This window comes from Prosthecobacter sp., assembly GCF_044222565.1.
Classification (GTDB): Bacteria; Verrucomicrobiota; Verrucomicrobiia; order Verrucomicrobiales; family Verrucomicrobiaceae; genus Prosthecobacter.
The window spans coordinates 42,129-61,895 of the sequence record NZ_JBGANA010000032.1 but is presented as its reverse complement, the minus strand read 5'-3'; the positions used below and the strand labels follow the sequence as shown (position 1 = coordinate 61,895).

The 19,767-nt window shown below is 60.5% G+C and carries 17 protein-coding genes; 6 read left to right on the top strand and 11 right to left on the bottom strand.

Translation table 11 applies throughout. The annotated features are described in order from the left end of the window. Window positions 1-65: 65 nt before the first annotated feature. Window positions 66-2,882 (bottom strand): PQQ-dependent sugar dehydrogenase, encoded by a 2,817-nt coding sequence (locus ACILSR_RS29890; RefSeq protein ID WP_395753491.1) that lies wholly within the window; start codon window positions 2,880-2,882, stop codon window positions 66-68. Window positions 2,883-3,015: 133 nt separating this feature from the next. Between ACILSR_RS29890 and ACILSR_RS29885 the strand changes: the two genes are divergently transcribed. Both ACILSR_RS29885 and ACILSR_RS29880 read left to right on the top strand, forming a co-directional pair. Continuing rightward, a complete protein-coding gene (locus tag ACILSR_RS29885) occupies window positions 3,016-3,870 on the top strand; it encodes a hypothetical protein (RefSeq protein ID WP_395753490.1) in 855 nt (284 codons plus the stop codon). Window positions 3,871-3,959: 89 nt separating this feature from the next. Continuing rightward, window positions 3,960-4,961 carry a sugar phosphate isomerase/epimerase family protein gene (locus tag ACILSR_RS29880; RefSeq protein ID WP_395753489.1) on the top strand — a complete coding sequence of 334 codons (1,002 nt, stop codon included), beginning with the start codon at window positions 3,960-3,962 and terminating at the stop codon, window positions 4,959-4,961. Between the two features lie 80 nt (window positions 4,962-5,041). On the opposite strand, the gene ACILSR_RS29875 is transcribed toward ACILSR_RS29880, so the two are convergent. Beyond that, window positions 5,042-5,356: a hypothetical protein gene (locus ACILSR_RS29875; RefSeq protein ID WP_395753488.1), complete on the bottom strand. Its 315-nt coding sequence runs from the start codon at window positions 5,354-5,356 to the stop codon at window positions 5,042-5,044. Window positions 5,357-6,127: 771 nt separating this feature from the next. Between ACILSR_RS29875 and ACILSR_RS29870 the strand changes: the two genes are divergently transcribed. Beyond that, the gene (locus ACILSR_RS29870; RefSeq protein ID WP_395753487.1) at window positions 6,128-6,571 is read left to right on the top strand and encodes a hypothetical protein; all 444 of its coding nucleotides are present in this window, start codon (window positions 6,128-6,130) and stop codon (window positions 6,569-6,571) included. Window positions 6,572-6,586: 15 nt separating this feature from the next. Here the strand turns inward: ACILSR_RS29870 and ACILSR_RS29865 are convergent, their stop codons facing one another. Further along, entirely contained in the window at window positions 6,587-7,939 is a 1,353-nt protein-coding gene (locus ACILSR_RS29865) for a neutral/alkaline non-lysosomal ceramidase N-terminal domain-containing protein (protein ID WP_395753486.1), read from the bottom strand. Between the two features lie 71 nt (window positions 7,940-8,010). On the opposite strand from ACILSR_RS29865, the gene ACILSR_RS29860 reads away from it, so the two are divergent. After that, window positions 8,011-8,994 carry an archaemetzincin gene (locus ACILSR_RS29860; protein ID WP_395753485.1) on the top strand — a complete coding sequence of 328 codons (984 nt, stop codon included), beginning with the start codon at window positions 8,011-8,013 and terminating at the stop codon, window positions 8,992-8,994. Window positions 8,995-9,027: 33 nt separating this feature from the next. Here the strand turns inward: ACILSR_RS29860 and ACILSR_RS29855 are convergent, their stop codons facing one another. Beyond that, complete coding sequence (locus ACILSR_RS29855) at window positions 9,028-10,224, bottom strand: PQQ-binding-like beta-propeller repeat protein (protein ID WP_395753484.1); 1,197 nt, start codon at window positions 10,222-10,224, stop codon at window positions 9,028-9,030. Window positions 10,225-10,416: 192 nt separating this feature from the next. Between ACILSR_RS29855 and ACILSR_RS29850 the strand changes: the two genes are divergently transcribed. Then, complete coding sequence (locus ACILSR_RS29850; protein ID WP_395753483.1) at window positions 10,417-12,798, top strand: Tex family protein; 2,382 nt, start codon at window positions 10,417-10,419, stop codon at window positions 12,796-12,798. A gap of 9 nt (window positions 12,799-12,807) precedes the next feature. Here ACILSR_RS29850 and ACILSR_RS29845 read toward each other — a convergent pair whose 3' ends face one another. Next, window positions 12,808-13,665, bottom strand: coding sequence for an alpha/beta fold hydrolase (locus ACILSR_RS29845; RefSeq protein ID WP_395753482.1), 858 nt, complete (start codon window positions 13,663-13,665; stop codon window positions 12,808-12,810). Window positions 13,666-13,745: 80 nt separating this feature from the next. Between ACILSR_RS29845 and ACILSR_RS29840 the strand changes: the two genes are divergently transcribed. After that, entirely contained in the window at window positions 13,746-14,357 is a 612-nt protein-coding gene (locus tag ACILSR_RS29840) for a hypothetical protein (RefSeq protein WP_395753481.1), read from the top strand. A 90-nt stretch (window positions 14,358-14,447) separates the two neighbouring features. Here ACILSR_RS29840 and ACILSR_RS29835 read toward each other — a convergent pair whose 3' ends face one another. From ACILSR_RS29835 to ACILSR_RS29810, 6 genes are all read right to left on the bottom strand, one after another. Continuing rightward, complete coding sequence (locus ACILSR_RS29835; protein WP_395753480.1) at window positions 14,448-14,714, bottom strand: hypothetical protein; 267 nt, start codon at window positions 14,712-14,714, stop codon at window positions 14,448-14,450. Between the two features lie 135 nt (window positions 14,715-14,849). After that, window positions 14,850-15,596: a hypothetical protein gene (locus ACILSR_RS29830; RefSeq protein WP_395753479.1), complete on the bottom strand. Its 747-nt coding sequence runs from the start codon at window positions 15,594-15,596 to the stop codon at window positions 14,850-14,852. A 167-nt stretch (window positions 15,597-15,763) separates the two neighbouring features. After that, the gene (locus ACILSR_RS29825; RefSeq protein WP_395753478.1) at window positions 15,764-16,942 is read right to left on the bottom strand and encodes a radical SAM protein; all 1,179 of its coding nucleotides are present in this window, start codon (window positions 16,940-16,942) and stop codon (window positions 15,764-15,766) included. Window positions 16,943-17,045: 103 nt separating this feature from the next. Beyond that, window positions 17,046-18,521, bottom strand: a complete 1,476-nt coding sequence (locus ACILSR_RS29820) for an ammonium transporter (protein WP_395753477.1) — start codon at window positions 18,519-18,521, stop codon at window positions 17,046-17,048. 15 nt (window positions 18,522-18,536) lie between these two features. Continuing rightward, a complete protein-coding gene (locus tag ACILSR_RS29815; protein WP_395753476.1) occupies window positions 18,537-19,238 on the bottom strand; it encodes a hypothetical protein in 702 nt (233 codons plus the stop codon). 15 nt (window positions 19,239-19,253) lie between these two features. Continuing rightward, window positions 19,254-19,619 (bottom strand): hypothetical protein, encoded by a 366-nt coding sequence (locus tag ACILSR_RS29810; RefSeq protein WP_395753475.1) that lies wholly within the window; start codon window positions 19,617-19,619, stop codon window positions 19,254-19,256. Window positions 19,620-19,767: the final 148 nt, after the last annotated feature.

The following is a 19,767-nucleotide window of genomic DNA, read 5'->3' as shown; positions in this document are numbered from 1 at the left end:
AGCCTGCGAAGGGCATGTTTTTAGGTTAACAAAGGCAGGATAACTCACTGCCGTAGAATGAAGAATCAGGGTTTCCCCGACTTCAATTCCACCAGATATTCAAGGAGATCTGCCGCCTCCTGTTCGGTGAGGCTTTGCAGGAGGCCTTCGGGCATGAGCGAGACAGGCTGCGGCTGCTGGCTTTTGATCTGAGCGCGTGGGATGGTCTGCGACTGGCCGGTGGGGAGTTTGAGTGAAATGGCGGTGTCCGAAGGGCTGACGAGGAAGCCGCTTTGCACGCTGCCATCCTGAAGCGTGATAAGCCAAGGCTCGTAGCCCTTTGCGATTATCTTCGACGGCTGATGAATGCTTTCGAGGATTTGCTGCCGGGAAAGACGTGAGCCGACCTGGCTCAGATCTGGGCCGAAGTCTCGGCCGGTGCCGTTGACGATGTGGCAGGCGAGGCAGGTGGCGAGCTTGCCGGTCATGCTGAGGAGTTCGGAGCCGCGTTTGGCATCGCCTTTGGTGGCGAGGAGTTTTTTGGTATCGAAGTTTGGGCCCAGCGTTTTCACGCGCTGGTGGGGAGGGAGGAAGCGCTCGAAGAGGGCGTGGATGGCGGGGTTCGGACTCTTTAGGGCCGCCTCAAGAACTTGCTGGCGGAGAGGGGGTTCCAACCAGCCGGTGTTCAAGGCAAACGCGAGCTCCATCGCGGCAGGGATGTCGGCAAGCGACACCTGCATGGCCTTTTCGAAGAGAGCCGGGTTTTTCAGACAAACCATGGTGTCAGACACCTCCCTTTCATGCGATCTTATCTCCCCTTGAAGCACGCCTCTAGAATCTCTAGGTCCTCTTTTCAAAGTCCAGGCTCTCAACAGTGCCAATCCTGAAGGATCGGTTTCGTGCGCGCCGATGGCGGGCATGTGACCGCTGCCGATGATGGCGAGGCGGTAGAGAAGGATGCTTTTATCTGGGCGTCCCGTGCTAATCACCTGCGCATCAGGGGTGCCGAAGTTGCCTCTTGTGGGGGTGGTGAAGAGCATGGTTTCGGCTGTGGGCAGATCGAAGTTGACCATGAAGGGAACACTGCCGCCGCCGTGGCGGCGGTGGCAGTGGGCGCAGTTGGCGTGGAGCCAGGAGCGGGCGCGGAGTTCGAGCTCGGCTTTGTCGTCATGACTGGAGACGAGGTGATTTTTCAAACGGTCGAGGAAGGGGCCGTCGAAGAGGGCGGGGGATTCGGATGGTTTTTTGCCAGCGATGCTGGCGACCTGATCGGGCTGAAAGCCGAGGGCGAAGCCGCTCCAGTTGTTGTGGCAGCGGGCGCATTCGGCGCGACCGTGGATGCGCCAGGGCTGATCACGAATCGTGAGCTCGGTGCCATCGGCAAAGACGAGATCGGCATCGGTGCCCTTCTCGTTCCAGCGGTAGGAGTAGCCGTTCCAGGTCTCGCCATCGAAGTGGAGGATCTGAGTTTCGATGCGCTGCTGGTTCGCAGGCCAGGTGATGGTGCGTGCGAGGACGGACTCGGCGGGCCATTCGACTTTGAAATTCAAGCCGTTCACGGTGGTCTTGATGCGGCTGCCTTCAGGAAGGGCAATGAAGCGGGTGGCGGTGGCGCCGTCCTGCCACATGGGTTCGGTGATTTCGAAGGGGAGGACGCCGACGGCGGGCGTTTGCTTGGCGGTGTCGGAGAAGAGGCCGGTGGCGCTGAGTTTGTGCGGGAACTGGCTGGGCTTGCCAACGGCGGGATTGGGAACGAGGCGGAAAATGCGGGAGTCCTTTTCGTAGTTGATCCAGTAGATCTCGCCGTCCGCGCTCTGGCCGAAGGTGGAGATCTTGTGCGGGGTGTCGGCGATTTCATCGCGGCGGGTGACCTGTTTGCCGTCATGCCAGAGCGCCCAGATCTTGCCGGTTTCGTAGTCGCCGTAGATGTAGGCATCGCGCAGCTCGGGGAAGCGGGTGCCGTGATAGACGTAGCCGCCGGTGATGCTGGCGGCCTCGGTGTGGGGATGAGCGGCCACGGGAGGGATGATGGGCTCGGGGCGTGCGGTCTCGGGCTTGATGGGCTGGCTGGCCTCGTAGGCGCTCCAGCCGTGATTGCCGCCGCGCTGGACGAGGTGGATCATCTCCCAAAGCTCCCAGCCGACATCGCCGCACCAGAGGCGGCCTTTTTGATCGAAGCTGATCTTCCAAGGATTGCGGAAGCCGAAAGCCCAGATTTCGGGCATGGCCTTGGGTGTTTTCAGAAAGGGATTGTCCTGCGGGATGGCGTAGGCCTTGCCGTTTGCGGCGTGATCGACATCGATGCGGAGGATGGAGGAGAGGAAGTCGCTGATGTCCTGGCCGGTGTTCAAGGAATCGGGTGGCGAGGGGGTGGTGGCATCGCCGGTGGAGATGTAGAGCATGCCATCGGGGCCGAACTGGATAGAGGCACCATTGTGGCCACCGCTCTGCCAGGTGAGGAGGATGGTCTCGGACTGAGGATCGAGGATGGGTGGCTCCTGTTGGGAGAGTTTGAAGCGGGAGAGCTTGGTGCCATCGAGAACGTTTTCGCCATAGGCGTAGGCGAGGAAGACGAATCCGTTGGTTTTCCACTGCGGATGAAAGGCGATGCCGTAGGCGCTGTGCATCTGCGGGTGGAGGGCCTTCAGATCGATGAGGAGGGTGGTGGTGGCGTCAGGGGCGTTGGGGTAGCTCCAGACTTTTCCGCCGCGCTCCACGCTGACGAAGCGGTCTGCTCCGGGGACGGGGACCATTTCCAGCGCGTCATTCATGTGCACCTGGGGGAAGACCTGCTCGGCGATGTAGGGCCTGGGCACTTCAGGAGAACCGTGAATGTGCGAGGTGGTCCACTGGGCCTGGATGGCGGTGGTGAAGGCGATGCTGAAGAGGAGCGCTCGGAACATGCGTGCATCATGGAATGAGCGGGCGGCATACGCCAAGCCTGAAATGCTGGGAGAGGTGCTGGTAGCACAAACTGGAGACGCAGGGGCGAGTTGGTACTTGTGCGGCCCCGCGGGGTGTTGGTAGTCTTGGAGCATGAAAGCCCCGCTTTGCCTTCTCCTGCTGTCATTGAGCGCGCCGCAGCTGGCTGCCGCCCCACGTGCTGCAGGTGCCGTGGAGCTGAGCTCCAGCTCCGGGCCGCGCAGCGGAAACCTGCTGCGGGAGAAGCGCGAGGTGCGGGTGCAGGAAGGGAAGGGGACCATGAATCCGGGCAATTCATTTTCCGTGCGCTTCCTCCAGCGGGTGAACCTTGTGCGGCGCTCCCTGGGCAATGACAGCGAGGAGGTGCAGGTGCGGGAGATGGTGTGCGAGCTGGTCAACTACACCGGCCCCGCGCCCGCGGCGTCCGAGCAGCCCGGGCCGCTGGTGGGCAAAACGCTGCGGCTGCAAAAGCCGGGCGGAAGGTGGAAATATGCTTTGATGGGTGGCAAGCCGACGGCGGAGGAGCAGAAGTTTCTGAACGACCTGGCCTTCACGACGCTGCTGCTGGAAATACCCGATGTGTGCCTGGAACACCAGACGCACAAAGCGGGCGACACGTGGAAGATCAATCTCAACGAGATGAAGGGCAGGCAGTACGGAGCGGCAGTGGCCAAGGACATTGAATGCACCCTGGTCTCCGTGGAGGACCGGCCTGACGGAGCGCTGGCCACGGTGCATCTGACGGGAAGCTTTACGATGGAGCGGCCGATGGGCTACGTGAGCAGCATCGAGGCCACTTTTGACGCCACGCTGGTGCGGCGGCTCTCAGACATGCTGAATGTGGACACCAAGATCACGGGAAATCTCAAAAACATCAGCGCCGTCAATAATCTGGATGGCAAGCCGGCGCAGCTGACCCTGGAGCTGCCGTACAGCCTGGTGCGCACGCTGGCGGTGGAGCGCAAATAAGGCTCCACGCGTAAAATTTCATCATTCGGCATTCGACATTCGCCCGACATTCTCCTTGTTCTGCGCCTCAATTCAACCACACACCCGACATGCCACGCCCAGTCACACTCTTCACCGGCCAGTGGGCCGATCTTTCCTGCGATACCATGATCCAGAAGGCCAAGGCCTTCGGCTATGACGGTGTCGAACTCGCCTGCTGGGGAGACCACTTTGAAGTGGACAAGGCGGACCAGGCCTACTGCGATGCCAAGCGCGCCAAGCTGAAGGCGGCGGGCATGCAGTGCCACGCGATCTCCACCCACCTGGTGGGCCAGGCGGTGTGCGACAACATCGATCCGCGCCACGCGCAGATCCTCCCCGGCCACATCTATGGCGACGGCAATCCGGAAGGCGTGCGCCAGCGTGCGGCGGAAGAACTGATCAAGACGGCGCATGCGGCGAAACGCTTTGGTGTGAACGTCGTGAACGGCTTCACCGGCAGCAGCATCTGGCACCTGGTTTATTCTTTCCCGCCGAATCTCCCGGGCCAGATCGACGCTGGCTACAAGGACTTCGCGAAGCGCTTCACGCCGATCTTTGACGAGTACCAGAAGCTGGGCATCCGCTACGCGCTGGAAGTGCATCCGACGGAGATCGCCTTTGACATCGCGAGCGCTGAACGCGCGCTGCAGGCGGTGGATTACCATCCTGCATTTGGCTTCAACTACGACCCAAGCCACTTCGGCTACCAGGGCGTGGATTATGTGAAGTTCCTCTACAAGTTCAGCGACCGCATTTTCCACGTGCACATGAAGGACGTGGCCTGGGGCATTGGTGACGGCACCGCGGGCGTTTTCGGCGGCCATGTAGATTTCCACAAACCGAGCCGCTATTGGGACTTCAAGTCCGTGGGCCGCGGCAACATCAACTTTGAGCGCATCATCCGCGCGCTGAACGACATCGAGTACGGCGGCCCGCTGAGCGTGGAGTGGGAAGACGGCGCGATGGATCGCGAGTTTGGCGCTGCAGAGTCTGCTGCGTTTGTGAAGAAGATCGACTTCCCGCCGAGCAAGATCATCTTCGACGCGCAGTTTGCGGAGAACAGCAAGTGAGGTGGTCCGCACTCTTTGAGTGCGGTGTCTCTTTAAATCTCAAACGGCCCGGGATGGTATCCCGGGCCGTTCTTGTTGAGTCAAGGCGAGGTCAGCAAACCTTCCTTCTCAACCAGTTCGCACTGCCGCTCATCGAAAGATAAAAACTCGGTCGCTTTCAGATCCATCGCTGCTGCGACATGAAGAAAGTCCATCGCGCCAAAGGTCGCCTGCACCGTGTGATGCAGGCTCAGGCGATGTGCCAGCGGCAGCACCCGATGAAGAGGTGCTTCGCGTCGTTCAATCAAGCCTTCGAGCACTGCACGCTGGATGCCATTGATCCAATGGAGTGCGTCCGCAGTGCTGCACTTTCCACTGAGCGGGAAACCTCGAATGGTGTTTTCTGCTTCGAACAATGCCAGGCGCGTGGCGTGAATTGCGCATCTTCTTTTGGTCCACCATCGCCACGCTGCGCGATTGTGCTGGTCTGCAGTGGCAAAGGCAGCAAACGATAAAGCTCGCGTCCGCCATGGGCTTCATTACGCTCGGCGTGACTTGATCAACTGACTCACGGCATCGAAGCTCGTTTCTCCCGGCTTCAGCATGAATTCCTTGGAAAAACGCGAGATCTTGTCGCCTAGACCAACTCTCAAAAATCTTGTCACATTGCCCGGACGGCGGAGCGGCCCCATTGGCTGCGTTGGTCGCTTGCCTGTTATTCTTCAATAGCAGGCAGCGCTCCCGCCTTGCCACTGGGGCCGCTGCGCTCGCCGGTCAAAATGACAATCTTTTCGAGAACTGGTCTAAGGATTCGCGGGTGCTCTTGGGCTTGCGAGGGGAGCGTCGTGTGGCGCCAGATGAAGGCAATTTTCCGACGGATTTCATGATGCAATGTTAACCTAGTTCAGGGCAATTGCGACAGTCAGCCGCACGTGCGCATGTGGGGTGCCGTCTGTTACTTGTGAACTTGAGGTGGATAATGCGTGTTGTTGTCAACTTAACTACCCTTCTGTTGGGGGCCGGAAGTTCACGGTCAGATGAAGTTTGGAAAGCGGAGGGTTTTGTTATAGGCTCAATGCCTGTCATCGCAGAAGGTTTGAAACGGTGACAGTGTGGAAGCTCCGTGCACTTTTGGAGACAGGCAGGTCGGTGTCCTGTCGTTACACCAACCGAAACCCTACACGCTTATGAAAACAAAACTGATAGCAGGAGTGCTGGCCGTGTTTGTGGCCTGTTCGGCGATGGCGCAGCAGCAGGAGAAGGTGGCCGGTGCGACGGCGACGGAGCCGGATGCGGGGATTGTGGCGAAGCTGACGGAGATTGTGCGGATTCGGGAGGCGGTGGTGGAGATTGAGCAGGCTTTGTACAAATCCGGAAGGAGTGCAGGAGAGGGCGGGCAGGTGGAGATGGCGGAGATCGAGCTGGCTGAGGCGAGGGTGGAGCTGGCTCACGAAAAGGGGCAGAAGGCACTCGTTGTTACCGAGCTTCAAGGGCTGGTGGCTGCGTGTGAGCGACGGGTGGAATGGGCGAAGAACATGAAGAAGCTCGCGCGTGCCTCGGAGGTGGAAATCCAGAAGGCGCAGGTGGCTTTGCTGAAGGCGCAGGTTCGGCTGCTGCGTGAGCAAAAGTGATCTGACGCGGCTGTTTCAATCCACGGATTTTCTCAGGTCCATGACGGTGCCGATGATATGTTCCTCGGTTTTGTCGCTCCATCGAGTGGGGTGGGTGCCGTAGATCATGGCTCCGCCGCCTTCGTAGCCGCCTTCCTGCCAGATGCGCAGGCTGGGGATGTAGGCCATGACGTCATTGGTGTAGCCGCTGATCCAGACGATGGGATCTTTGAGGTCGCGTTTGAGGCGCAGTGAGTAATCGACGACGACCTCGCCGCCGAGGGTGACCCAGGTCAGGTCGTTGCCGAGGCGAAGGACTTGAACGGGATAAGGATAAGTGGTGGAAAGCGGACCTTCGGTGGCGATGCGCTGAAGCACGCGGGTGGCATGCGTGGCCATCCATTTGTTGGTGGATTTCTGTTCTTCGAGAAGCTGCTCCTGCGTGGGCAGTTTGTCGTAGGCCAGAGGGATTTCGCGATAGGCGGCGCGGATGGGGCCCTTGAGGCGTTGCATGTTGGTTTCAAGTGCGGCCTGCACGGAGGTGGCGAGGGATTTGCCGTGGGTCTGCGCGAGTTCCATGGTCTTGCGCGGGTAGGGGTTTTGGTCGCCGCTGCAACCGTTGGCAAACATGGCGACGGCATCGGGGTGGGCTTTTTCGATTTCCTGCTGCGCGTAGCCGGCGTAGTCGCCGCTGAATTTTTGATGGCCGAGAGTCGTGCAATGGCAGGAGTAGCCGAAGATGATGGCGATGTCTTTGCGCTCGGCGGTGCTGGCTTTGAGCACGGGCACGGTTTGATCAACGGGACCGAGTGGATTGGGGAAATTATTCCAGCCGCCTTTACCGTCCGGGGTGCGGCGGTTCATGGAGACGCCGCAGCGGGCGGTGCTGTAGTCGAGATGTGCGGGGAGGGATTTCTGGATGGCGTCGCCGACTAGTTTTACCAAGGTGTTTTCCAACTGCGCAGTGTACTCGGCAGCCTCCTTTTCCCGCAGGGCGATGTCGTCCGCTCCATGGATTTTGCTGGTGCGCAGTTCGGGACCGCTGTGGGTGTGGGAGGCATTGATGGCGAGGCTGGCGGGATCGATGCCGTATTCTTTTTTCACCCGCTCGGCGACGGCGAGGCGCAAGTTCCTCGGTACGCCGATGAGATCCAAGGTGATGAGGGCGAAGCGTGCGCCTGATTGATCGGTGAGAACGAAGGCTTTTGCGTAGAGATCCAGCTCCACGCCTTCGGAGGGCTTGGTGCGTGCGGCGTAGCCAGCCATCCACATGGGTTTGTCCGGGGTGATTTTGGCGGAGGCTGCACCGGCTTTCCAGACGGGCGCTTCGGGTGTGGGGACGGCGGCGATGACAAAAAGGGCCAGGAGCAGGGGCAGCCAGAGTTTCATGGCGTAGTTTAAGTGCTGCCGGGGGCGAATCTTTCCTTGCCAGAGTTCAATGCGTGGCGGGAAAGTACCGGATGAAATTTCCGCACGTGTCCCTGCCCATCCGAATCAGCCTGTATGCGCTGCTGGGAGTTGTGGTGTTCAAGGCGCTGTCCGCCCAGTCGCGTCTCGGTCCCATGCCGACGCGGCAGGAGGCGGTGGGAGATCTGACCAAGCTTTCCGCATTGGAACGCGCAGCGTTTGAAGATGATGCGACCCTCTTTGAACCGATCCGCAAAGCCAAACCGATGGACTGGCTGGCGCAGCATAAGGAGCCCGGTCAGACGGTGGAGGAATATCGGGTGGCATTGTCTGCCCTGAAGCCGACGCCGCAGCAGAAGGCTTTGTGCGTGCTGCCGCTGGGAGAGTTCCAAGCAGGCAATGCACCCTCACTTGAAAAGCTGCGCGAGTATTGCACAGCCTTCTTTGGCATGGAGACGCGCATTCTGGAGCCGGTGGCGCTGGACAAGGTGCCGGCGAAGCGGCGGACGAACAAAAACACGCAGAAGCTGCAGCTCCTGACCACCGACATTTTGACCTGGCTGCCCTCGCGCAAGCCGCGCGATGCGTATGCTTTGATCGCGGTGACAATGGAGGACCTGTATCCTGACGAGGAGTGGAATTTTGTGTTTGGCCAGGCCATGCTACAGGGCGGAGCCGGTGTTTTCAGCTTTGCACGGTATGACCCTGCGTTTTATGGCGAGGCAGGGAACGACCAGACGAAGGCGCTGATCCTCCAGCGGAGCTGCAAGGTGCTGAGCCATGAGATGGGGCACATGTTTGGCCTGATGCACTGCGTCTTTTACGAGTGCATCATGAACGGCTCCAACCACCTGGGCGAAACGGACGCGCGCCCGATGCACCTGTGTCCTGTGTGTTTGCGCAAGCTGCAGATGGGCGCGGGGTTTGATCTGCTGCGGCGTGAGGAGGCGCTGCACAAATTCTATGAAGGCAATGCGATCAAGGACGAGGCGGATTGGTCGGGGCGCAGGATTGGGAAATTGCGTGCGGCAAAGTGATGCGAATGGCGGAGGCGCAGGCGCTGAGAGGATCTACCAAAGCCGCCACGAGGAGAGTTCTTTGTCGTTGCGCACATACACCCGGTTTCCTGCGAAGGCGGGATGAGCCCAGGTTTTGCCGATGATCTGCCAGCGGGCGAGTTCCTTGTGGCCTTCGGGCTTCAGAGAGACATAGACCAGCTCACCATCGGCATTGAGCAATGCGGCGAGATTGGCGGACTCCTGCATCCACACGAGGCTCATCTGGGGATTGCTGTCTTTCGGCGAGAGGGTGTTGTCATCGCTCCAGAGGATCCTGCCGGTCTTGAGTTCAAAGGCCTGAAGACCGCGAGTTTTGTCGAGCATGTAAACGATGCCGTCTCGAAACAAGGGAGCAGACATGAGGCCGCAGATATCGCTTTGGTTTTCCCAGAGGAGAGTGGCGCTCTTGCCGAGCCGCAGGGCCTTCGCGCCATGCCAGTAGCCTGAGACGAGGAGGATGCCGTCATGATAGATTGGCTGGGCGATGCTGACGCCGTAAGTGATCTTGTAGGGGAAGGTCCAGTTCACCCGTCCGCTGGCAGGATCGAGACTTTGGACATGCTCCGGCCCCCAAGCGATGAGCTGACGCGCGCCAGCGTGAGAGATGATCTCCGGTGTGCAATAGCCTGCTGGATCCGGGCCGCCGCGCCAGACTTCTTTGCCAGAGTTTTTATCCAACGCGAGGACGGAACCCTCGCGCGCACCGACGTGCAGCAGCACTCGCTCTCCATCGAGAACTGGAGATGCGGCAAAACCCCACTTGGGGATTTTTGCGCCGAAAGTCTGAACGGTGTCCACCTCCCAGATGACCTTTCCGGACGCGGCATCCAGGCATGCGGCCACGCCCGTGGCACCCAGAGCGTAGGCCTTGCCGTCGATGATGCTGACCGATGAACGCGGGCCGGTTCCGTAATCCATGCCGCCATAGCTGACGTCCCAGCTGTGGTCCCAGAGTTTTTTCCCGCTTTCCGCGTCGAAGCAGAGAACGCGCTCGATTTCCTTGGGAGATTTGAGGCGGTCCATGACATACACGCGCCCTTCGCAGGCGGTGACGCCGCCGAATCCGGCGCCGATTTCCTGGCTCCACAGCCTTGCCGGCTCTTTCCGGGCGAAGTCCGCGGGGATGCCCTTCGGATTCCAGCCGCCATCGGCGTTTAATCCGCGCCAGCGCGGCCAGTCTTCCGCGGCAAATGCAACCGAGGAAATCAAAAAAACTGCAAATAATTTTGTCATTCATCCCTGATACGATGCGGCAAAGAAAATTTCGCATCGGGCTGTCAAGCCATGGCTCTGACAAAAGTTTTTCACAGGTGAAGTTGAATGGTTGCCGCGTGTGATCGTCTCGCTAACAGCACCACTCCCAACTGGATTTTCGATCCTTCACTTTTCCATTTTCCAACCATGTCTGCCGCCAACGAACTCAATATCAATGTCACCCATGTCGAACGTGTCGCCAAGGAACTGGGCCTGAGGGCCATCCAGGTGGGCGCGACGGCCAAACTCTTTGCTGATGGCGCCACGGTGCCGTTCATCGCACGCTACCGAAAGGAGGCCACGGGGTCTCTGGATGAAGTGCAGATTCAAAACATTCAGGAGCGCATGACGCAGCTGGTGGCGCTGGATGACCGCCGCGGAGCCATCGTGAAATCACTCGAAGAGCGCAAGCTGATGACGGACGCGCTGCGTGGGAAGATCGAGAAGGCGGAGACGATGAATGCGCTGGAGGACATCTTTGCGCCGTTCCGTCCGAAGCGTCGCACGCGGGCGACGATCGCGAAGGAGAAGGGCCTGGAGCCGCTGGCGGACTTCATTGAGGCGAATCTCATGACGCATGGCGTGGATCTCACCAGTGAGGTGGCCAAGTATGTCAATCCGGATCATGAGAACGAAGAGCTTCGGGTGAAGGATGCGGCGGATGCTATGAGCGGTGCGCGCGACATCATTGCGGAGCGCATCAGCGATCATGCGGAGGCGCGTGCTGCCCTGCGCAAATTCTTCGCGGAGCAGTCCACGGTCATTTCCAAGGTGATGTTCGGCAAGGAGAAGGACGAAGAGGCGCAGAAATTCCGTGACTACTTTGACTGGAGCGAGCCGCTGAAGGCCATCCCGTCCCACCGCATGCTGGCCATTCGTCGTGGAGAAAAGGAAGGCTATCTTCTCATGCGCATCCAGCCGGCTGAAGACACGGCGATCAAGATCATCGAGAACCTTTTCGTCAAAGGCGGCAATGCGTGCTCCGACCAGATGAAGCTGGCCTGCGCGGACAGCTACAAGCGCCTTCTGAGCTCCAGCATGGAAACCGAGGCGCGCCTGGAGTCCAAAAAGAAAGCGGACACGGAAGCGGTGCGTGTGTTTGCCGACAACCTGCGTGAGCTGCTGCTGGCGGCACCCCTGGGACAGAAGCGCGTGCTGGGCATCGACCCAGGCTTCCGCACTGGCTGCAAAGTGGTGGTGCTGGATGCGCAGGGGCAGCTTCTTTACAACGATGTGATTTATCTGCTGGGTGAAGGCGGCGGCCTGCTGCATGCGAAGAATCTGCTGCTCAACCTGGTGGACCGTTACAAGATTCAGGCCATCGCGATTGGCAACGGCACCGCGAGCCGTGAGACGGAAATGTTTGTGAAGAAGATCGGCGTGCCTGGATCAATTCCGGTGATCATGGTGAATGAGAGCGGCGCCTCCATTTACAGCGCCAGTGAAGTGGCCCGTGAGGAGTTCCCAAATCATGACGTCACGGTTCGTGGCTCGGTATCCATCGCGCGTCGTCTGATGGACCCTCTGGCGGAGCTGGTGAAACTGGATCCGAAGTCGATTGGCGTGGGGCAGTACCAGCATGATGTGGATCAGAACCAGCTGAAGACGAGCCTGGACAACGTGGTGATCAGCGCGGTGAACGGCGTGGGAGTGGAGCTGAACACAGCGAGCAAGCAGTTGCTCAGCTATGTGTCCGGACTGAACAGCGCGCACGCGGCCAACATCGTGGCATTCCGCAATGAGAACGGTCCGTTCAAGAGCCGCAAGGACCTCATGAAGGTGCCAAGACTCGGCGACAAGGCCTTCGAGCAGGCGGCGGGTTTCCTGCGCATTCGTGATGCCTCACATCCGCTGGACGCGAGCGCGGTGCATCCGGAGCGCTATCCGCTGGTGGAAAAGATGGCGGCAGACATTGGCTGCACGGTGCCGGACCTGATGCAGCGCGCGGATTTGCGCCAGAAGATCGACCTCAAAAAGTATGTGAGCACGGACGTGGGCCTCCCGACGCTGCAGGACATCATGAACGAACTGGCGAAGCCCGGGCGTGACCCGCGCAAGCAGTTCGAGGTCTTCAGCTTTGCCGAAGGGGTGAACGAGATGAAGGATCTGACGGTGGGCATGAAGCTGCCGGGCATTGTGACCAACGTGACGGCGTTTGGCGCCTTTGTGGACATTGGCGTGCATCAGGACGGCCTGGTGCATGTGAGCCAGCTGAGCGACACGTTTGTGCGTGATGCGGCGGAGATCGTGAAGGTGGCGCAGCGTGTCACTGTCACAGTCACGGAAGTGGACATCCAGCGCAAACGCATCGCGCTGAGCATGAAGTCGAAGCCTGACTTTGAGAAGAAACAGGGCAGCGCGGGGCCGCGTCCGGCAGGAGGCCCTGGTGGAGGTGGCGGCGGTCAGCGCAGCTTTAGTGGCGGCGGCGGTGGCAATCGCAGTTCCGGCGGCGGCATGGGCAATCCCTTCGGTGGTGGCGGTGGAGGCAATGACTGGTTCACCGCGGCATCGCAGAAGGGGAAGAAGTAGCGAAGGCGGCTACTTCGCGGCCGGCTTGAGGTGCTTGTCAAAGAAGGCAAGCACCAGGGGGCGCAGGTCCTTCTGCTTTGGCTGCAGGTGGAACGTGTGCGGTGCGCCCTCGATGATTTCCAATTGATGCTTGATGCCCTGCTTGGCCAGTGCGGCATCGAGGATCTTCGACTGCTCCACATCCACCGTCTTGTCGGCTGTGCCGTGCAGGATAAGGAATGGAGGATCTGATTTGTCGAGATAGGTGAGCGGGGAAAACTGGCGGTAGAGATCCGGCGCCTCCGCCCGTGTTTTCCGCAAGGCGGTGACGTCTCTGTTTTCGAAACTGGCAGGGCCGTACATGTCCACCACGCATTGAACTCCGCAGGACTGGTCGCCGTCCGGGCTCGCAGGGTCGAGTCCAGCTTCAGGACCGGTGACTCCCACCATGGCAGCGAGGTGGCCGCCGGCGGAACCGCCGATAACACCGATGTGCGCGGCATCGATGTGCAGGCGCTCCGCGTTTGCACGCAGCCAGCGCACGGCGGTTTTGCAGTCGTGGAGGTTTTGCGGCCAGCAGAGCGTGGGGCTGGCGGGATCATCGAGCTGATAATCGATGCTCATGCAGACGTAGCCATGCGATGCGAGGGTGGTGCCGATGTTGATCTCACGCGCGGCGTCCTTTTTGCCACCGGTCCAGCCGCCGCCGTGAATGATGAGGACGGCGGGATGTTTTGTGCCGTCATCCGCGGGGAGGTAAAGATCCGCCTTTTCCTTCCGCTCCGCCGGGAGGTAGGCGATGTTTTTTTCGGTGCGGACCGCGTCTTCGGCGTGGGCGAAGGTGGTCAGGCAGGCGAGAGCGAAGCAGAGCAACGGCTGGAATTTCATGAGCAAGTAACGCGGTGCATGCAGCGGAGATTGCGGCCTTGCCACATGGCGGGGTGTCTTTTACGCTTCGGCAGACCCCCATGATGAAACTTTCCCATCTCTCTTTGCTGATCGTACCGCTGCTGCTGGCCCAGTGTGTCGGACCTGCCTACGGCCCGAATGGCGCAGATCCCTATGCGAATCCGTACCGGCAGGACATGCGAGATCAGGGCACGCAGGTGAATGGCATGGCGTTTGAGCGCGGGCAGCAGGACGGGCAGACAGATGCGCAGCAGGGGCAGGTCCAGGACTACCGGCATTATCCTTCCCGTTACGACCGCAACACCGAGATGGCTTATCGCGACGGGTACAATCAAAGCTACGGGCTGACCGTGAACAGCCAGCGAGAAACCGGCAATTATCCGTATGCCAATCAGGGCATGCAGCAGCCGCAACAGCAGCAGGGGGGCATGCAGCAGCCCCAGCAGCAGGCACCGCGTGATCCGACGTACAACCAGGGCTATGACTACGGCCTGCGTGACCGCACCGCGGGACGCCCGTCTGATCCCGCCGCGCAGGTGGGGCGGTATGATCCGCGCTACCGTGCGAGTTTTGAGCGTGGGTACTACGATGGGTACAACACGAATGGCAGCAGCAGTGGTGGCGGTGTGCCTGCCTATCCCGGTGCCGGCGGCACGGGGTGGTTTCGCTGAGAAGGCAGTCGTGTTCTCTCAGCAAAAAAAACACCGTCATGGCAGGCCATGACGGTGGTTTTGAATAGAGATGACTTTGCAGCCAGCCGGTTATTCCTGAGCAGCGGCTTCAGGAGCGGCGGTCTCAGCGGCTTCAATGGCGGGAGCAGCGGCCTCGGCGGCGACTTCAGCAGCCTTGGGCTTGGCAGGGGCCTTCTTGACGGCAGCTTTCTTGGCCGGAGCCTTCTTGGCGGTTTTGGCTTCGGATTTGACGGCGCGTGCTTTGCGGGAGACGCCTGCTTTTGCCAGAGCTTTTTTGCGAGCGATGTAAAGCTTGCGGCGGCGGCGTTTGATGACTTTGTTCAGTTGTTGACCCATGATGGATGATCGGTTGTCGTTTGCGGTTTTGAGGGCGGCAAGAGTTCCACTGATCAAGGTTGAATCAAGACCAAATGCATTCTGGACCCGGTTTCCCGAGTTTGCAGGGGGCTGGAGCTCCCTTTACCGCCGATTTCAGGGCTTTTTGTCCCCGTCTTTGGGTTCGTCGCTGGTTTTGGGAGCCTCAGCCTTGGATTCGAGACGTGGCTCCACGTGGTTTGCGGCCTGCTGAGTCGGCGGCACTTTGAAGAGTTTACCGGTGTAGGGGCACTTCACGGTCTGGCCGGCGCTCATGCCCGAAACATCCACAAGCTGGGTTTTGCCGGCGAAGGGGCTGTTCACCATGTTCATACGGCCCGGCACGGCGGTGCCGTAGGGGAGGCTGTCCGTGGTGGCGCCACTGGCTCCATTGCTGCTGGTGCTGCTGCTGGGAGGGGGGCTGACGGGCGGAGAAGAGTGGGTGATGTTCGGGGTGTGCGATGGCTCTTCCACGGGGATTTTGGCATCCTGATTGCGCACAACCGAAGGAGTGCTCGGGCGGGAACGGGGGATGTAGCGCGGACTGCCAGAGCTGGAAGCATAGGGGGCGCCCAGGTAACTGTTTTGCGAGTAGCGTGGGGCAGTACGGTTGCCGAGGCCTGAATACCAGCTGGAGGGCTGTGAGTACCTGCTCCGATAGCTCTGGCCGGCGAGATAACGCGGAGAATGCGAGGCCCCCGTGTGGAAGGGTGGCGAGGCATGCAGATAGGAAAACAGGCCGTTCGTCTGAATGTAGCGCCAGCTCTCCTGCGGGGGCATGGAGCATTGCACCAGGAGAAGCGCTGCGGTCAGCAGAGGAAGCGTGCGTGAAACGCTGGCAGTGGAACAACGTGAAGCATTCATGGTATCAAGGGAATGAAGGGTATGACGCTGATGAGGAACGAAGCTCCTCATGATGTCCACAGATGCTGGCAGGAGTATTATGAAAGGGCAAGAAATCTGACTGGCAAAAATCCCGTGATCATGCCACGTCTCGCTGAATTTCCATAGCGACTAGCCTGAGTGAGCACTCAGGCTGCCTGGGCGATTCCGATCTCCTGATCATTAAGATAGCAGGAGGGATCAGGCGCCCACAAATCTCCGGTCATCTGCAAAGCGCGCACACGGAAGCCGCCGCCGCAGACATCGAGGAAACTGCACTCGGAGCATTTGCCTGTGAGGTGCTGTTTGCGGTCGCGCAGAGCATTGAGCGTGGCGTTGTCGCGGTTGCTCCAGATGTCGCTGAACTTGCGGTCCTTCACATTTCCCAGCGTGAGTTCATGCCAGAACTGGTCGGGGTGCACATTCCCCTGGGTGTCGATGTTGCTGATGCCGGTGCCGCTGCTGTTGGCGCCGCCGCCGTTCCATTTCAGCAGCTCCATGGCGCGTTCGGCGCGTTCTGGATTCTCGCGTTTCAGGCGCATGTAGAGGTAGGGGCCGTCCACAGGCTGATCCACGGTGAGAACTTCGCGTGGCTTGCCGCTGGCGGCCCACCTGGCGGTGCGGTCCAGGATTTTGTCGATGGCGCCGCGCGTCTCCTCATGCGGCACCTCCATGAGCTCGGCGCCGCGGCCGCTGTAAACGAGGTGGTAGAAGCACACGCGCTCGATGTCTTCTTTTTCGATGAAGTCGAGGATGGCTTCGATATCGGCGATGTTGTGGCGGGAGAGGGTGAGGCGCAGGCCCACCTTCTGGCCCACGGCCTTGCAGTTGCGGAAGGCGGCCACGGCCTTGTCAAAGCAGCCCACTTTGCCGCGGAAGTGGTCATGCGTGGCGCCCATGCCATCGAGCGAGATGCCGACGTAGGAGAAGCCGATGTTTTTGATGCGCTGCGCCCACTCGGGATTGATCAGCGTGCCATTGGTGGAAAGCGTGAGGCGCAGGCCCTGGCTGGTGGCGTATTCGGCCAGCTCAAAGAAATGCGGATGGATGGTGGGCTCGCCGCCGGAGAGCAGGAGAGCGGGCACTTTGTATTCGGCCAGATCATCCACCACGGCCTTGCACTGCTCCCAGCTCAACTCGCCGGGATAGAATTTGGAATCTGAATCCTGGTAGCAGTGCACGCACTTCAGATTGCAGCGGCGGGTGATGTTCCAGACGACGATGGGGCGGCGCTCGGCGGCGGAGGTGGGAGAGCCGTGGCCGCGCCCGTAGCGCAGGTGGTCCATGGGCTGGGCGACATCACAGTAAAGGCGGGTGAGATTGATCATGACCCGCTAAAAACGCACAGGGGTGTCCGCGATGCCCCGCCGATCTTGCGGAATGCGTGACCGGGTTTGCCCGAGGGGGCGCGAGCGGCGAAGGAAGGCCCGTTTACGCCTGTTCGGTGGTCTGGAAGTCGGGGTAGGCGTTCGCCGCATGCTCGGCGAAGTCGAGGCCGTCGATCTGCTCGTTGTCGGTGGCACGAAGGCCCACGAGCTTGTCCACGAGCTTGAAGATCACGAAGCAGATGACGAAAGCGCTGAGGGTGACGGAAAAAGTGCCGAGGGCCTGCACGCCGAGCTTGTGCGCATCGAAGCCGTCCATGTTGAAGAGGGCCACGCTGAGCGTGCCCCACCATCCATTGCAGAGATGCACGGGCACCGCGCCCACGGCGTCATCGATCTGCATGCGTTCCAGCGCGATGGTGGCCACCGTGGTGATGATGCCGGCGATAAGGCCCACAATGAAGGCGGATGCGGGAGAGATATTCGCGCAGCATGCGGTGACTCCGACTGCACCGCCCAGAGATCCATTGAGCGTGATGCCCACGTCCGGACGTCCCTGCACAAACCACATGGAAACCATGGCGGAGAGGGCGGCTGCAGCGGGGGCGATGGTGGTGTTCACCGCGATGCGCCCGATGCTGGCATTGCCGATGAGCGTGGAGCCGGCATTGAAGCCAAACCAGCCGAACCACAGGATGAAAACGCCGAGAGCTGCGAGCGGGATATTGTGCCCGGCGATGAGGCGCGGAGTGCCGTCCTTCGCAAAGCGGCCATGCCTTGCACCCACCACCAGGATGCCCGCCAGAGCACAGGCGCCACCGCAGCCGTGCACCACGGTGGAGCCGGCGAAATCCACAAAGCCCATGGCCTCCAGCCAGCCCTTCTCTCCGCCGACTCCGAATGCACCGCCAAAACTGCCCCAGGCCCAGTGACCGCCGAGCGGATACACAATGCCCGCGAGCAGTCCGGCGTAGATGAGGTACCCGACGAATTTCGTGCGCTCCGCCATGGCGCCTGAGACGATGGTGCAGGCGGTGCCCGCAAAGACCACCTGGAAGAACCAGAAGGCCCACATCTTGTCATCCGCGGCGTGGTTGGAGATCCAGAAGCTGTCACTGCCGATCCAGCCGCCAGCGCTTTTGCCAAACATCAGGCCAAAGCCCACAAACAGGAAAACGATGGCGCTGATGCAGAAGTCCAGGAAGTTCTTCATGATGATGTTGATGCTGTTCTTCGCACGGGCGAATCCCAGCTCCACCATGGCAAAGCCGGCCTGCATGACGAAGACCAGGGCGCCGGCGGCGATCATCCAGACGTAGTTCAGATTCATCTGCACGGTCTCGATGTCTGACTTCAGCGCGGCATCCGCCGGTGAGGCGGCAGCAACGGCAGCTGCGGGAGCGGTGGTAGCCGGCGCAGCAGCGGGCTTCACGGCCCTGGCCACTTCATTCAGGGTGCCCTGACTGGCATCGAGCTTTTGGATGATGGTGTCTAGCTTGGCCTCAATCTTTTGGCCCTCCTGGGCGGAGACGCAGGTGGCCAGGGCGATGAAGGCTAGAAGGCAGGCGCGGAAGTGCAGCATGAGTGTAGGGCAGGTTCAGATTTTCAGATGTTCCATGGCGGCATCGAGCTCGACGAGGAGCTGGCGGCGCTTTGAGGTGTTGGGCACTTGCTCGATCACGCTGGCGGCGAGCTTGCGAACCTCCGTGACAGACAGGCGGTAGGGATCGGAGATTTTGGCTTCGTCGATCGTGCGCTGAATGAGATTGCTGGCCTGGGCACGGCCCATGACCTTGCCGAGTACGCCCTCCACGCATTTTCGCACGGCTCCCCACTGGTTCACGGTGGTCTCCGCCTTGTCCGTAATCTGCGCAAGAGCGCGGGGGCTGGTGACGACGAGTTCTTCGATGCCGTCCGCCGGCAGCCGGGATGCTGGCTGCGGCTCGGAGGAGGCGCTGCTGAGCAGCGCGGCGTGGTCATTGAGCATCACCGAGGCGGCGCTGGCCGCCAGATCCGGGTCCGCGCGGGAGGTGAGAAAAAACAGCATCACGACGTCGTGTTGCAGCACGACGAGAAGCACTCCGCCGTCAAACTCGAGGTAGAGCTGGTGGATCTTCCGCCGCACCTGGCGGTAGCCTTCCAGCATCTGGCTGATGATTTCACGCAGGTTGTCCGCGCGGGTGTCCGAGAAGGGCATCTGGCGGTGGATGGTGTTCCTGCCTTTGAACAGCATCACGCCAGCCACACCGTCCAGGCGCTGCAGGGAGGCAGCGGAGGTGATCACAGGATTCAAACTCATGGTCGCAAAGAAGGATCAGCGTGCCAGGGACTCGCGCACCTGCTTGATGGAACGGCGGTTGCTGCTGACCACGCCATGCCAGTTTCCGCGCTGCTGTCCCGCGCTGATGGCGGTCTGGCCTTCGCGGTCTTCAACGATCGCCATTTCGATGGAGCGCATGCCGAGGGTTTCGGCCAGTTTGTCCGCAAAATAACCGACGTATTTCACCTCTCCCGCAAAGCGCTGGGCGGACTCTGCATCGCCGCCGGAAACAGATTCACGTCCCTGGGACGACTCCATCTTGATGAGACCAGGATCGGGTTCCATACGGACGATGTTGCTGGGTTGCGTACCCGCACTGTTGCGGGCTGAAGAGATCGGAATGATGCGGGTGGGTTCCATCTGAACCGTTATTCAAAGCAGCACGCATGCCAATTTGGGGGGCTCCTTGTAACAACCATGTCATGACGGTGCTCAGAGAGGGCCCGGGCGCTCGTGAAACTGAGAAAAAAGCTGGGTGGTGGGGCCGGAGGTGGGAGGGTCGCGCCGG